Genomic DNA, 12,620 nt, shown 5'->3' with positions numbered 1-12,620 from the left:
GGCGATCCACCATGCGACTCCGACTGTTGACCGCCATTGTCCCGCAGAGGGGCCGTGTAGGACAGGTCCCATCACACCTTGCGCGCCCGCATCAGGCAATGCTCGACGGCCCAACTGGCATCCTTCAAGCTGCCATCGGGGCCAAAGGCCAGCGGGCGCTGCGCCATGGGGCCGCTCTGGCCCGGCGTGGCGGCGGTGTAATGCGGCGTGTCCCACACGCCCCAGGTCAGCACGGCGGAAACGGCGCCCGTGCCCAGCACCAGATCGAGATAACGCTTGTAGACTCCGGCCACCACGCCGTCGCTGGTCGCCGGATCGAGCTTGCTGTCATCGACATCGAGTTCGGTGATCAGCACGGTCAGGCCAAGGCCGCGCACCTCCTGGATAAATTGCGCCAGCCCCGGCCCAAAGCTGTCAGATCCGCCCGCGCGCAGATGCGACTGAAGGCCCAGCCCGCCGATCGGCACGCCGCGCTGTTTCAGCCCTTGCAACATCGCCAGAACGGCCTTGCGCTTGGCCTGTGCCTTGTCGCTGTCGCTCTCCAGCCCATAGTCATTGTAGCAGAGCAGCGCCCCCGGATCGGCCTGATGTGCGGCATGGGCTGCGATCTCGACATAGGCTGGCCCCAGCATCTGGTGCCAGAAACAGTCACGCCAGCCGCCGGGGAGGTTGTCGGCCAGATTGATCACTTCATTGGCCACATCCCAGGAGTGGATCATGCCGCGATAATGCCCGGCCACCGTCTGGATATGATCGACCAGCACGGCCTCGGCGTTCTGTCGGGTGACCGTCTGCGTCACCCATGCGGGCAGAGAGCGGTGCCAGCAAAACGTATGGCCGCGCATCGCAATGCCATGCGAGCGGGCAAAGCTGGCGATGGTATCGGCGGGGCCGAAATCATAATGGTCGGGCGCGGGATGGGTGGCCGCCCATTTGAGCGCATTTTCCGGAACCACCAGCGAGGCCTGCTGCGCCACAAACGCCGCATAGCGCGCATCGCTCAGGCGGCGCGGATCGAGCGCAAAGCCGAACTGCAGTCCATGCGCCCGCGCGACCTGCCCCAAAGGCACAAACCCCGAGTCGGCGGCCAGCACAGGCCCGGCATACAGCCCGGCCAGCGAGGCGGCGGCTTGACCAAGAAAGGCGCGGCGATCAGGCATGCATCGATCTCCCGAAGGATGTGGGGACATCTGCCCCGTCCGACATGACCGCAGCATGACCGATGGCATCAGTCATAGAGATGCAGCGGCCCGCGCTTCATATCCGGATAGCCATAGGCATTGGGCTCCTGAGTCCAGTCGCCCTTCGCGAAAATTACCGTATCGCAAGGGTCGATGGCATGGATGGCATAGCGGTCCCAGCCGATATGGATGAAATCCGGCACACCCCAGACCTTCACCGCGCTCCAATATTCCTCGCCGCGAAAGCCCACGAAATGGAGCGCCGGGCGGATGGGAGGGGGCATGCTGCTTTGCCCGAAGGTCATGCCGTGCATTTCCCTCTTGCGCATGCGCTACAATTGTAGCACGCTACAAATGTAGCAAGACTCGAGGCCAGAAGCGAGGAGAGCATCATGAGTCCCAAATTGCCACGACGGGAACGCGAGGTCTTCGAAATTCTCTGCGCTGCCGCCCCCATCACCGCCGCCGCCGTGCGCGCCCGCATGGCCGATGCGCCGGGCTCCTCGGCGGTGCGCACCTTGCTCAGCCGTCTGGAAGGGCGCGGGCTGGTCGATCATGTCGAGCAGGACGGCGTCTATCTCTACAGCCCGACCCAGGCGGTGGAGCAGGTGCGCGGCTCGGCGCTCAGCCAGTTTGTGAAGACCTTTTTCGAAGGCTCCGCGATCAGCGCCGCCACCGCGCTGCTGGGCATGTCGCGCAGCGCCGATGAAGACGAGCTGGAGGCGCTGGAAGAAGCGCTGGCACAGGCTCGGGCCCGCGCCGCCAGGAACGCTGCCGCCGAAGCGGAGAAGCAGTCGTGACCGCCGCCCTGCTGAGCGGCCTTGCCGCTCAATCGACGCTGGGTGCGGCGCTCGGGCTGGGCGGATTGTGGCTGCTGCGCCGCCGTTCGCCGCTTGATCGCGCGGCCTGGCTGAAGCTGGCGCTTGCGCTGCTGCTGGCAATGCCGCTGCTGCCGCGCGTCAGCCTGACGATACCGCATGCGCTGGAACGGCTGATGCCGGCCCCCGCCGCCGAGCCGGTTGACACCGCCCAGACCGTGGCGCGGCCCTATAAGGCCCTGCCGCAAGCCGTGCCGCCGGTGACGCGCCCCACCATCGCGCTCTCCACGCTGCTGATGCTGGCCTATGGGCTGGGCGCGGCAGCGCTGCTGGGCCGCCTGCTGCTCGGCGTGACGCTGTTGAGCCGCTGGACGCGCCGCGCGCAGCCTTTGCAGGACCATCCATGGCAGGAAGCGCTGGAGCTGTCCGGTGCGCCCGCCAGCACGCGGCTGGTGGTCAGCGAGAAGGTCAGCGCGCCGCTCAGCTGGGGTCTGCGCCATCCCACCATTCTGATCGACCCGGCCAGCGCCCGGCGCCCCGGCGATGCCCGCGCCATTCTGGCTCATGAGGCCGCCCATATCGCCCGTGCCGACTGGCTGGCGCTGATGGGCGCGCGGGTGGCGGTCGCGCTGTTCTGGTTCAACCCGCTGGTCTGGGTGTTGACCCGCGCGCTGGTCCAGCATTGCGAGGAAGCCGCCGACGCTCAGGCGCTGACCCGCTGCGCGCCCACCGATTATGCCGAAACGCTGATGACCTGCCTTGCCGGGAATTTCATGGGGCAAAATGGCACGCGCCTGCTGCCCGCCAATGGCATGGCTGCCGGCCATGGTCTCAGCCGCCGCGTGCATCAGGTGCTGGATGCGGCCCCCGCCGACCTGCTGCGCCGCTCGCGGATCAGGGTGGCCGGGCTGGGGGGCATTGCCACGCTGGCCGTCGCCGCATCGCTGGTCAGCTTTGCCCATGCCGCCGAAACGCCCTCGTCCTCGCACATCACCACGACCCGCATCGTTCATCCTGACGGCACGGTGGAAACCCGCAGCTGCGATGGCGACGGCAACACCACCATCGAGGTCGTGGGCACCAATGGCCGCCACACCCATATCCATCTTGCCGCCAGCAACGGCCATCGCACCACGGTGATCAGCGATGGCGCGAGCGATGGCGTCTCCGTCATGTCGCCCGAGCCGCCCGTGCCGCCTGCGCCTCCGGCACCGCCTTCGGGCTGGGCCCCGCCTGCGCCCCCGGCTCCGCCCGCGCCGCCCTATATCGGCAACCGCGAGGATGGACAGCTCTCCCGCGCCGACATCGCCCGCATCCGCGCCGAGGCCATGCGCGATGCCGAGCGCGCCCGCAGCGAGGGGCTGACCGCCGCCGCCGAAGGCCGGGCTCAGGCTGCCGCCGCGCGGATCGACGCTCAGGCCATCGCCCGGCAGGCCCGGCAGGAAGCGCTGGCCCAGACCGCCGAGGCCCGCCGCCAATCGGAACAGGCCCGCCGCGACTCCGAGGACGCCCGGCGTCAGGCGCTGGCGGAGGCCGATCAGGTTCGACGTGAGGCCGAACAGACCCGGCGCGAGGCTCTGGCGGAGGCCGATCACGCTCGCCGCCAGGCCCTGGCGGAGGCGGCCGAGGCCCGCCGCGAAGCACAGGCCGCGCGCCGCGCCGCCGCCATGGAACGCAACGACTGACCCTTTGACGATCGAGGCGGACCGGAGAGCCCATCGCCTGTCTCGATACGTCGGCCCGTCCGGTTTCACCTCCCGGACGGGCCCCCGATAGACCCGCTTTCAGACTGAATTGCCCTGTTTTCCGCTGCCACCTGCGCTGACGGAACGCCTCTTTGCGCCTGCGTCAGACGGAAACCGGGATCGAAGCCCTCCGTAACCCCCAACTCAGGAGATCGACCATGACCTACAGAATGAGCTTTTTTGCCCGCTGCGCTCTGTTTTCTGGCCTGATGGTGGCCGCCGCTTCCCCGGTTGCGGCGCAGGATCTGAACCAGGACCCCGATCGCGCGCCGCGTCTGGAGATCAACCTTGCGGGCGTGGATGTGACCACGCCAAAGGGTGAGGCTCTGGCCCGGCGCCGGATCAGCGGGGCGGCGCGCAGCGTATGCGCCGGTCTGCCCGATCCCGACGGGTTCAACCTTCAGGCCACCGCCTGCGCCAACACCGCGCGTCAGCAGGGCTATCAGCAGCTGTCAGACCTGCGCCAGACCCAGCTGGCCCGGCGCATGCAGACCGGCAAGACCGTCGATTACGCCCTGAAGACGCGTTGATGCCCTCTCCGGAGGTGCGGCGGCCGGGCCTTGAAGCTAGGCCGCCGCGCTTTCCTGCAAGGCCGCGATCACGGCTTTGGAAAAGGCCGGAATATCGTCCGGCTTGCGGCTGGTGATCAGATTGCCGTCGACCACCACCGCCTGATCCACCACCTGAGCCCCCGCATTGCGCAGATCGGTGCGGATCGAGGGCCAGCTGGTGACGGTGCGCCCCTGCAGAACATTGGCTTCGGCCAGCAGCCAGGGCCCATGGCAGATCGCGGCCACCGGCTTGCCCGCCCGGGCGAAGCTCTGCACCAGTGCGATGGCCTTGGGTTCCAGCCGCAGCTTGTCGGGGTTCATCTGGCCGCCGGGCAGCACCAGAGCATCGAAGCTGCCCTCATTCACCTCATCGAGCGTCTGGTCCACCGCCACGCTGTCGCCCCAATCGGTGTGCTGCCAGCCCTTGATCTCGCCCGGCCTTGGGCTGGCGACCACCGTCTCGATGCCCGCCTGATGGAGCGCATCGCGCGGGCCGGTGAGTTCCGACTGTTCAAAGCCATCGGTGGCAAGGATAAGGACACGGCTCATGACGGCTCTCCTGATTGTGAGGATCTGCCGATGGAATGGAGGGCCGGGGCCATAGGTCCGCGCGGGTGACTCGGGCCATCGCGCGGACAAGGCCGCCCGGCCATGAGTTTGCTCAGATAGGTCTGTTCAAGACGGGCGAGGGCGGCCATGGCAGTCGAATGACCGTGCAAACCATCACAAAGACCGGCGCCGACACGCCTGCCACCCGCCTTGCCACGCGGCTGGCCTTTTTTGTCGCGGGTTTTGCCATTGCCTGCTGGGCGCCGCTGGTGCCTTTCGCCAAGGCGCGGCTGGGGCTGGACGATGCCACGCTGGGCCTCTTGCTGCTGTGCCTGGGCAGCGGTTCGGTGGCGGCGATGATGGTCTCGGGCACGCTGACCTCCCGCTTTGGCACAAGGCCGGTGATTCTGGCGGGCGGGGCCGGGGTGATGCTGCTGCTGCCCTGTCTGGCCGCGGCGCCTTCGACGGCTTTGCTCGCCCTTGCTCTGTTGCTGTTCGGCGCATCGATGGGCGTGCTGGATGTGGGCATGAATGTGCATTCGATCGAGGTGGAGCGCGATGCGCCGCAGCCGCTGCTCTCCGGCTTTCACGGGCTCTACAGCATCGGCGGCTTTGCCGGGGCCGCGACGATGACCGCCTGCCTCTCGCTGGGGACGGGCGCGGTGGCCGGTACGATGATCAGCACGGCCTTCATCCTCCTTGCCATTGTCCTGATGGCGCCACGCCTGCTGCGGACCCGTCCCGAGGGTGAGGAAAGCCATTTCGCCGTGCCGCGCGGCATCGTTCTGGTGCTGAGCGGGCTGGCGGCGGTGACCTTTCTGGCCGAGGGCGCCTTGCTGGATTGGGGCGCGCTGGTCGTCACCGATCTGGGCCTGCTGAGCGTGAAGCATGCGGGCCTTGGCTATATGCTCTTTGCCATCGCCATGACGACGGGGCGTTTCGCGGGCGATGCGCTGACGGCCCGCATCGGCGACCGTGCCGCGCTGATGGGCGGCGGCGTGGTGGCCATCGCCGGTTTTGCCCTGTTGCTGAGCGCGCCTTTCGCCGGGCTGGCGCTGTCGGGTTTTGTGTTGATCGGGCTGGGCGCGGCCAACATCGTGCCGGTCTATTTCCGGGCGGCGGGCGCTCAGACGGTGATGCCGGGCCATCTGGCCGTCGCGGTGATGACCACCACGGGTTATGCGGGCATTCTGCTGGGCCCGGCGCTGATCGGCTTTATCGCTCAGCATGCCGGGCTGAAGGCGGCCTTCTGGATGCTGGCGGCGGGGTTGCTGGTGGTGCCGCTGTCCTCCGGGCTGGTGGTCTCGCGCCGGCGTTAGCCGCGTTGCGCCGGGCGGGGAAAGGCGTTATAGGAGCTTCCATCGCGAAAAACGGAGGCGGCCTGCCTTCGAGGATACGCCAGCCATGCTTCGGGCATGGTTCGGCCAGCGTCTTCCAAAGCCTGCGCTCACCGGCGCGGGCGACACAGTTGGAGCGCTGACATGAAAGATGACATTGCCATCATCGGTGCGGGGCTGGGCGGCTTGATGCTTGCCCGGGTCCTGCATGTGAACGGCATCCCCGCCACCATCTATGAGGCGGAGGCATCGCCCGAGGCAAGAACTCAGGGCGGCCTGCTGGATATCCATGAGCTGAGCGGCCAGCAGGCGCTGCGCGATGCCGGGCTTTACGATGCCTTCCTCGCGTTGGTGCGCCCGGGCGAGGATGCCAAGCGCATTGTGGATCAGCATGGCACGGTCCTTTTCGACCACCCCGGCGATCCGGCCAGCACCCGCCCCGAGGTGGACCGCGGTGAACTGCGCGCCATGCTGATCGCCTCCCTGCCGCCGGGCACGATCCGCTGGGGGCACAAGGCCGTTTCTCTGGAGCGTGATGGCGCCCGGCATCGGGTGGCCTTTGCCCATGGCTCCGGGATCGAGGCCGATCTGCTGGTGGGGGCCGATGGCGCCTGGTCGAAGGTGAGGCCTTTGCTGTCAGATGCCGGGCCGCTTTATGCCGGGGTCTCCTTTATCGAGATCGGGATCGTCGAGGGCGCCTTGCGTCACAAGGCGATGATCGATGCCATCGGCGGGGGAACGCTGATGGCGCTGGCGCCGGGCAAGGGAATTATGGCGCATCGCCATGGGGATGGCACGATGCGCGGCTATGCGGCGCTTCACCTGCCAGAGGCTGATGTGGGCACGGCGCGGGGCGATCTGGCCAGCCATTTTGCCGGATGGGCGCCATGGCTTGTCGATTTCCTGACCCTAAGCGAGATCGAGCCGCTGCTGCGCCCGATCCATGCCCTGCCGGTCGACCATTGCTGGGCGCGCAGGCCCGGGCTGACGCTGCTGGGCGATGCGGCGCATCTGATGTCGCCCTTCGCCGGAGAGGGAGCCAATCTGGCGATGCTGGATGGCGCACGACTGGCCGGGGCGCTGCTGGCCCATCCGGGCGATGGTGAAGCGGCGCTCGCGGCTTATGAGCATGAGCTTTTTGCGCGCAGTCAGCCGGTGGCGCAGCGTTCCGCCAGCAACCTTGCCCGCTTTTTCGGCGACGATGCGCCCTTCAGCGCGATTGATCTGTTTCAGGCTGCGTTGCGGCGCTGATCATCGCGACAGGACGGTCTTTCAGTCGAGGGGATGGCGGTTGTGCGGCGTGACTGGGGTGCCGGATCATATAGGCGCGCCGCTTTCCCTTGCTTCCGGGGCCGGGAAAGCGGCGACAGTGACCGCATCGTGTGTGTGGCTCTGTTGAAGGCGTGTATGCGCTCAGCTGAACACGGCCCTTGCGACCCGGAAGTGATAGGTTCCCGAGCCCACATCGAGGACCACTCGGCCCCCTTGCGCCACAGGCTTGAACTCTGCCCGCCCGGTGATGGGGCGGGCGCCTTCGCTCACCTGCGTGGCATCGCGCGCGGGCAGATGCAGCGTGCAGCGCGTGTTGGCGGGCACGGTGAGATCCAGCGTGAAAACACCATCGCTGCCCCGTTTCCAGTCGGTGGCGATCAGGCCCGAGCGGCTCTGATAGCGCGCCCCGCCCGAGGGCATGCGCGCATCATAGACCGGATCGAAGCGAAAGCGCGCAAAACCCGGCTCGACAGGATCGATCCCCGCGATGCGGCGGAACATGAAACCGGCCACCGCGCCCAGCGCATAATGGTTGTAGGAGTTCATCGAGAGATCGCCGGTGTCGCCATTCCACCGCTCCCAGATGGTGGTGGCGTGCTTGTCGATCATATAGCCCCATGAGGGGTAGGCGGTGCGCAGCAGCAGATCATAGACCAGCGACGTGTGCCCCGCAGCGGCCAGCACATCGAGGCTGTAGGGCGTGCCCAGAAAGCCGGTGGAAAGCAGCGTGCCGCGCCGCGCGATATCGGCCACCAGCAGATCGGCGGCGGGTTTGCGCAGTGCTTCGGGCAGCAGGTTGAAGTTCAGGGCGAGAATATATCCCGTCTGCGATCCATTGCCGATATGGCCGTCGCTCTGGACATAGGCCTTGGCAAAGGCCTGCGTAATGGCCCCGGACAGGCTGCGATAGCGCTCCGCCGCTTCGGTGCGCCCGGTGGCCTGCGCCATATCGGCCATGGCATCGGCGCTCGCTTTCCAGAAGGCGGTGCCGATCAGATCCTTGGGCGTGGTGGGATCGCCCGGCTGCCTGGCGTCCAGCGCCAGCCAGTCGCCGAAGTCATTGCCGCGCCCGTTCTTCCACAGCAGATCCGGATTGGCGGTGTGGAGCGAGGCGAGAAAGCGCTCCATCGCCTGCCAATGCTCATCGATCACGCTGGTGTCACCAAAGCGGCGCCAGCTGGTCCAGGGCAGGAAAACCCCGGCATCGGCCCAGCCCGGCGAGGAGCCGGTGGGGGTGAAATGCTCAAGGTCATTGTTGGGGGCGATGTCGGGGAAGGAGCCGTCGCTGCGCTGGGCATCGCGCACATCGCGCATGAATTTGCGGGTGAAGGCGGCGGCGTCCATGTTGAAGCAGGCCGCATCCCAGAAGACATGCGCGTCGCCCATCCAGCCCAGCCTTTCGTCGCGCTGGGGGCAATCGGTGGGGATGCCCATAAAGTTCGAGCGCTGGCTCCACAGCCCGTTCTGCCACATGCGCTCGGGCACATATTGCGGCAGTGACAGCGTGCCGGTTTCGGGCAGGCTGGAGTGGATCACGATCCCCTCGACATCGCTGGTGTCGAGCGGGGCGGCAAGCCCGTCGATCTGCACATAGCGAAAGCCGTGATAGGTGAAGTGCGGTTCGAAAGTTTCGCCGGTGGCATCACCGCGCAGGGTCCAGCTGTCCGTCGCGTGGGCGGAGCGCAGGTTGGACTGGTCGACATCGCCATCGGGGCGCAGCAATTCGGCAAAGCGCAGGGTGATGTGGCGCCCGGCCTCGCCTTTGGTTTTCAGCTTCACCCAGCCCGCGAAATTCTGCCCGAAATCCACCACGACCGAACCATTGCCGCGCGGGGTCAAAGTTTTGGGCCGCATTGTCAGCGATGAGGCGATGGGCTGAACGGCGGACCCGATCAGGGTAACCTCCGGTGTTTCGACAGGTTGCGCAGCTTCCCAGCGCTGATCGGGATGGAAGCTTGTGGTGGACCAGCCCGGTTGCTCAAGACGGCTGTCCACCGCCTCACCATCATAGAGATCGCAGGAGAGGATGGCCGAAGGGCTCACCGACCAGCCCTGATCGGAGGCGATGATCTCCTTGCTGCCATCGGTGTAGGCAAGCTCCAGCTGGGCGCGCAGCCGCAAGGGCGCTCCACCAAAGCCATAACGCCCGGCGGGCGCCATATAGCTGCCATACCAGCCATCGCCGACCAGCGCGCCCAGCACATTGGCGCCGGGCTTGACCAGATCGCTGACATCATAGGCACGATAGAGTACATGCTTGCTGAAATCGGTCCATTCCGGGGCGAGCAGCGCATCGCCGACCTTGTGCCCATTGAGCCAGGGCACATAGGCCCCCATCGCCGCCACATAGAGCCGGGCCGAGCGGATGGCGCGGGCCGCCGTAAAGGGATGGCGCAGCAGGAAGGCGCCATTGCCGGGGAATTGCGCGGTGCCCTCATCGGGGGTGACGGGTGACCAGTGGCTGGTGTCGGCACCGGCTTTGGCCCAATCATCAGGCTTGCCCAGAGCGGTGCGCAACCGGTCGCCGGTGATGTGCAGCACCTTGCCCGAGGCCAGCGTCGCGCGGATCAGCACAGCGACATGCGGCGCCGGGGCATTGGCGGCGGCATCGGCATCGGCTTTGAGGGTGATGGCGACATGATGGCGCCCGGCCTGCACCGGCCGCAGGTTGCGATCGGTCTGGGGCGGGCCGAAACGCATGGCATCCTGACGGACCGAGAGCGGAGCTTCATCCAGTATGGCCTCTGCGGGGCGGTTGGCGCAGCTGTAGATGGTGAGTTGCGCGGCTTCGGGCAGATCGAAATCGAGGCGGAAGCTGCGGGCGTCCTTGTTGGTGCCGTCACTGGCGCGCATCCAGCGCAGCCCGGCCAGCCGATCATCGCGCAGGGTTGCGGTTTCGGCGGCGATCCAGCCGCTCTGCCAGTCCTGAGGCGAAAGCAGGCCCATCTCCCAACTGGCCAGTGGGCTGTTGGCGGAATGGCCTTGATTGTCCCACACGGTGACCGTCCAGAAACAGCGCGTGCGTGAAGCCAGCGCCGCGCCGCCATAGGGAATGTCGAGGCTTTGGCGGCTGTCGATCCGGCCGCTGTCCCACAGGTCGAACTGGCCGGCTCGGGCGCGTTCGGGGGTGCTGGCCACGCCGATGCGATAGGCCTTTTGCGCCACGCCGCGCCGGTCGGCGCGCAGGGTCCATGACAGGCGCACCTTCTGGCTGTGGAGCGCGCGGGGCTCGGGCAGGCAATCGGCCTGCAGATTTTCAATCGCCAGAACAACAGGCGCGGCAGCCGCTTTCAGCGCAGGCGCGGCGATGGCGCCCGCGCCGGTCAGAGCCATAAAACCGCGTCTGGATGTGTCGATGGACAAAAGCTCTCTCCCAAGGCCTGTGGTGCCGCTCGCTGTTGCTGGCTCCGGGGTAAGAGCCCGGAACAGAGTGCATCATGGCGCAGCTTCAAGCGCAATTCCTGCACATTTTTAACAGGATGCAGTATGGCGGTGGGTGAGGGCGAAGGTCAGATGCGCGAAAGCCGGCACCCGAAGGCGCCGGCTCTCCATGCGTTGTCAGGCGTTACCAGCAGGCGTGCCAGCGGCACCATTCGCGGTGACGGGCCCATTCATAGCGGCGCTCCTGCTCGTGGCGCCACTGCCATTCGCGGCGGGCACGCCAGTCGCCATCATAGGGCGGCGGGGGAGGGGGCGGCGGGCCATCCCAGCCCGGGCCGCGATCCCATCCCGGTGGGGGCGGAGGAGGCGGGCCTCCCCATTCCTGAGCGCTCGCCATGGTGGCCGTGGCCAGAGAACCGGCCAATGTTGCCGTCAGCAATGCTGCCTTGATCCAAACACGCATGTTACACCCTCCTTACAAGTGTGAAGCCTGGTTAGGAGGGTGTGGTTGAACGGGGTGTGGCGAGGCCGATGTCTACCGTTCATCTTGGGATTTTTAGCGTTTTAGTGCGGCCTTGATGCCCAGTGCGGTAAACCCCGCCACCAGCCCCCAGAAAGCGGCCCCCAGCCCGAACAGGGTCAGCCCCGAAGCGGTGACCAGCAGCGTGACGATGGCGGGATCGCGGTCCTCATGCCGGGCCATGGCCCCATCGAGCGCGCCGATCAGCGCGGGGATCAGGGCAAGGCCGGTCAGCGCCGAGATCACGCTGTGGGGCAGTGCCATAAAGAATCGCACCAGAATCGGCGAGAACAGCGCCAGCAGCAGATAGCAGGCCGCATAGAGCATCCCCACGCTCCAGCGGCGGTCCTTGTCGGGATGGGCATCGGGGTTGGTGCAGATGGCGGCGGTGATGGCGGCAAGATTGACCCCATGCACGCCAAAAGGCGCGCCGATCAGCGAGGCGAGCCCCGTGATCGAAAGCAACGGCCCGGGCCTGGGCTGATAACCCGCCGAGCGCAGCACCAGAAGCCCGGGCAGGTTCTGCGAGACCAGCGTAACCAGAAACAGCGGCACACCGATGCCGATGATGGTGCTGATCTGGAAGCTGGGGATGGTAGGGCTCAGGATGCCCAGCGTGGCGCCCTGGGGCAGGGCCTTCACATCGCCGCGCAGCAGGCAGAGCGCCGCGCCCGTGCCCAGCGCCAGCAGCAGGGCATAGAGCGGCAGGCGCTGCCTTGCGGCCAGAAAGACGATCAGGATCAGCCCGACCAGCAGGGGATCGGCCCCGGCCACCTTGAACAGGCCAAGGCAGAAAGGCAGCAGAATGCCCGCCAGCATGGCCGAGGCGATGGCGCCGGGAATGCGTTCTGCCAGCCGCCCCAGCGCGGGGATGGCGCCCAGCAGGATCATCAGCACGGCGGCGCAGACGAAAGCGCCCACCGCTGCCGCCCATTGCGTGCCCGCTGCCGTCGCCGCCAGCAGCGCGGCGCCGGGTGTGGACCAGGCCAGCACAACAGGAATGCGATAGCGCCATGACAGGGCCGCTCCGCCAAGGGCGATGCCAAGGCACAAAGCGGTGACGGCGGAGGCGGTCTGCAGCACCGATGCGCCCATGGCGCTCATGGCCTGAACGATCAGCGCGATGGTGCCGCCAAAGCCGATCAACGCGGCGATCAGAGCCGAGGACCATGCGGAGAGAGGAGGAAGTGAACGGATCATCATCCATGCCTAGACCAGCCCGGCCCTTTGCGCCAAGTGGTGGATTGTGCATGATGAATTTCACCG

Annotated in this window: 11 protein-coding genes; 5 read left to right on the top strand and 6 right to left on the bottom strand. The window is 67.0% G+C overall.

All coding sequences use genetic code 11. From position 1 onward, the window contains the following. Positions 1-71: 71 nt before the first annotated feature. Positions 72-1,160, bottom strand: coding sequence for an endo-1,4-beta-xylanase (locus tag HGK27_RS11200; protein WP_206240595.1), 1,089 nt, complete (start codon positions 1,158-1,160; stop codon positions 72-74). 68 nt (positions 1,161-1,228) lie between these two features. Continuing rightward, a complete protein-coding gene (locus HGK27_RS11195; RefSeq protein ID WP_241127048.1) occupies positions 1,229-1,486 on the bottom strand; it encodes a hypothetical protein in 258 nt (85 codons plus the stop codon). A gap of 87 nt (positions 1,487-1,573) precedes the next feature. Here HGK27_RS11195 and HGK27_RS11190 point away from each other — a divergent pair, with 87 nt between their 5' ends. The 3 genes from HGK27_RS11190 (at position 1,574) to HGK27_RS11180 (ending at position 4,274) form a co-directional block, all read left to right on the top strand. Continuing rightward, positions 1,574-1,981: a BlaI/MecI/CopY family transcriptional regulator gene (locus tag HGK27_RS11190; protein ID WP_206240594.1), complete on the top strand. Its 408-nt coding sequence runs from the start codon at positions 1,574-1,576 to the stop codon at positions 1,979-1,981. Next, positions 1,978-3,684, top strand: coding sequence for a M56 family metallopeptidase (locus HGK27_RS11185; RefSeq protein ID WP_206240593.1), 1,707 nt, complete (start codon positions 1,978-1,980; stop codon positions 3,682-3,684). The genes HGK27_RS11190 and HGK27_RS11185 overlap by 4 nt, the downstream gene beginning before the upstream one ends. 218 nt (positions 3,685-3,902) lie before the next feature. Continuing rightward, positions 3,903-4,274: a UrcA family protein gene (locus HGK27_RS11180; protein ID WP_206240592.1), complete on the top strand. Its 372-nt coding sequence runs from the start codon at positions 3,903-3,905 to the stop codon at positions 4,272-4,274. 36 nt (positions 4,275-4,310) lie between these two features. Here HGK27_RS11180 and HGK27_RS11175 read toward each other — a convergent pair whose 3' ends face one another. Beyond that, entirely contained in the window at positions 4,311-4,844 is a 534-nt protein-coding gene (locus HGK27_RS11175; protein WP_206240591.1) for a type 1 glutamine amidotransferase domain-containing protein, read from the bottom strand. A 158-nt stretch (positions 4,845-5,002) separates the two neighbouring features. On the opposite strand from HGK27_RS11175, the gene HGK27_RS11170 reads away from it, so the two are divergent. Both HGK27_RS11170 and HGK27_RS11165 read left to right on the top strand, forming a co-directional pair. Continuing rightward, positions 5,003-6,163: an MFS transporter gene (locus tag HGK27_RS11170; protein WP_206240590.1), complete on the top strand. Its 1,161-nt coding sequence runs from the start codon at positions 5,003-5,005 to the stop codon at positions 6,161-6,163. 162 nt (positions 6,164-6,325) lie between these two features. Continuing rightward, the gene (locus tag HGK27_RS11165; protein ID WP_206240589.1) at positions 6,326-7,432 is read left to right on the top strand and encodes an FAD-dependent oxidoreductase; all 1,107 of its coding nucleotides are present in this window, start codon (positions 6,326-6,328) and stop codon (positions 7,430-7,432) included. Positions 7,433-7,594: 162 nt separating this feature from the next. Here HGK27_RS11165 and HGK27_RS11160 read toward each other — a convergent pair whose 3' ends face one another. From HGK27_RS11160 to HGK27_RS11150, 3 genes are all read right to left on the bottom strand, one after another. Beyond that, positions 7,595-10,816 carry an alpha-L-rhamnosidase gene (locus HGK27_RS11160; protein ID WP_241127047.1) on the bottom strand — a complete coding sequence of 1,074 codons (3,222 nt, stop codon included), beginning with the start codon at positions 10,814-10,816 and terminating at the stop codon, positions 7,595-7,597. A 202-nt stretch (positions 10,817-11,018) separates the two neighbouring features. Beyond that, complete coding sequence (locus tag HGK27_RS11155) at positions 11,019-11,297, bottom strand: hypothetical protein (RefSeq protein ID WP_206240588.1); 279 nt, start codon at positions 11,295-11,297, stop codon at positions 11,019-11,021. A 93-nt stretch (positions 11,298-11,390) separates the two neighbouring features. Beyond that, the gene (locus HGK27_RS11150) at positions 11,391-12,557 is read right to left on the bottom strand and encodes a benzoate/H(+) symporter BenE family transporter (RefSeq protein ID WP_241127046.1); all 1,167 of its coding nucleotides are present in this window, start codon (positions 12,555-12,557) and stop codon (positions 11,391-11,393) included. Between the last annotated feature and the right edge of the window lie 63 nt (positions 12,558-12,620).

This window comes from Novosphingobium terrae (assembly GCF_017163935.1).
Classification (GTDB): Bacteria; Pseudomonadota; Alphaproteobacteria; order Sphingomonadales; family Sphingomonadaceae; genus Novosphingobium; species Novosphingobium terrae.
Note: the sequence above shows the minus strand (reverse complement) of the source record. Positions and strands in the feature narration are given on the sequence as shown.

Excerpts from the sequence above, each read along its gene's own strand:
- HGK27_RS11200 (WP_206240595.1), bottom strand. The coding sequence starts at position 1,160 with ATGCCTGATCGCCGCGCCTTTCTTGGTCAAGCCGCCGCCTCGCTGGCC.
- HGK27_RS11195 (WP_241127048.1), bottom strand. The coding sequence starts at position 1,486 with ATGACCTTCGGGCAAAGCAGCATGCCCCCTCCCATCCGCCCGGCGCTC.
- HGK27_RS11190 (WP_206240594.1), top strand. The coding sequence starts at position 1,574 with ATGAGTCCCAAATTGCCACGACGGGAACGCGAGGTCTTCGAAATTCTC.
- HGK27_RS11180 (WP_206240592.1), top strand. The coding sequence starts at position 3,903 with ATGACCTACAGAATGAGCTTTTTTGCCCGCTGCGCTCTGTTTTCTGGC.
- HGK27_RS11175 (WP_206240591.1), bottom strand. The coding sequence starts at position 4,844 with ATGAGCCGTGTCCTTATCCTTGCCACCGATGGCTTTGAACAGTCGGAA.
- HGK27_RS11170 (WP_206240590.1), top strand. The coding sequence starts at position 5,003 with ATGACCGTGCAAACCATCACAAAGACCGGCGCCGACACGCCTGCCACC.
- HGK27_RS11165 (WP_206240589.1), top strand. The coding sequence starts at position 6,326 with ATGAAAGATGACATTGCCATCATCGGTGCGGGGCTGGGCGGCTTGATG.
- HGK27_RS11155 (WP_206240588.1), bottom strand. The coding sequence starts at position 11,297 with ATGCGTGTTTGGATCAAGGCAGCATTGCTGACGGCAACATTGGCCGGT.
- HGK27_RS11150 (WP_241127046.1), bottom strand. The coding sequence starts at position 12,557 with ATGATGATCCGTTCACTTCCTCCTCTCTCCGCATGGTCCTCGGCTCTG.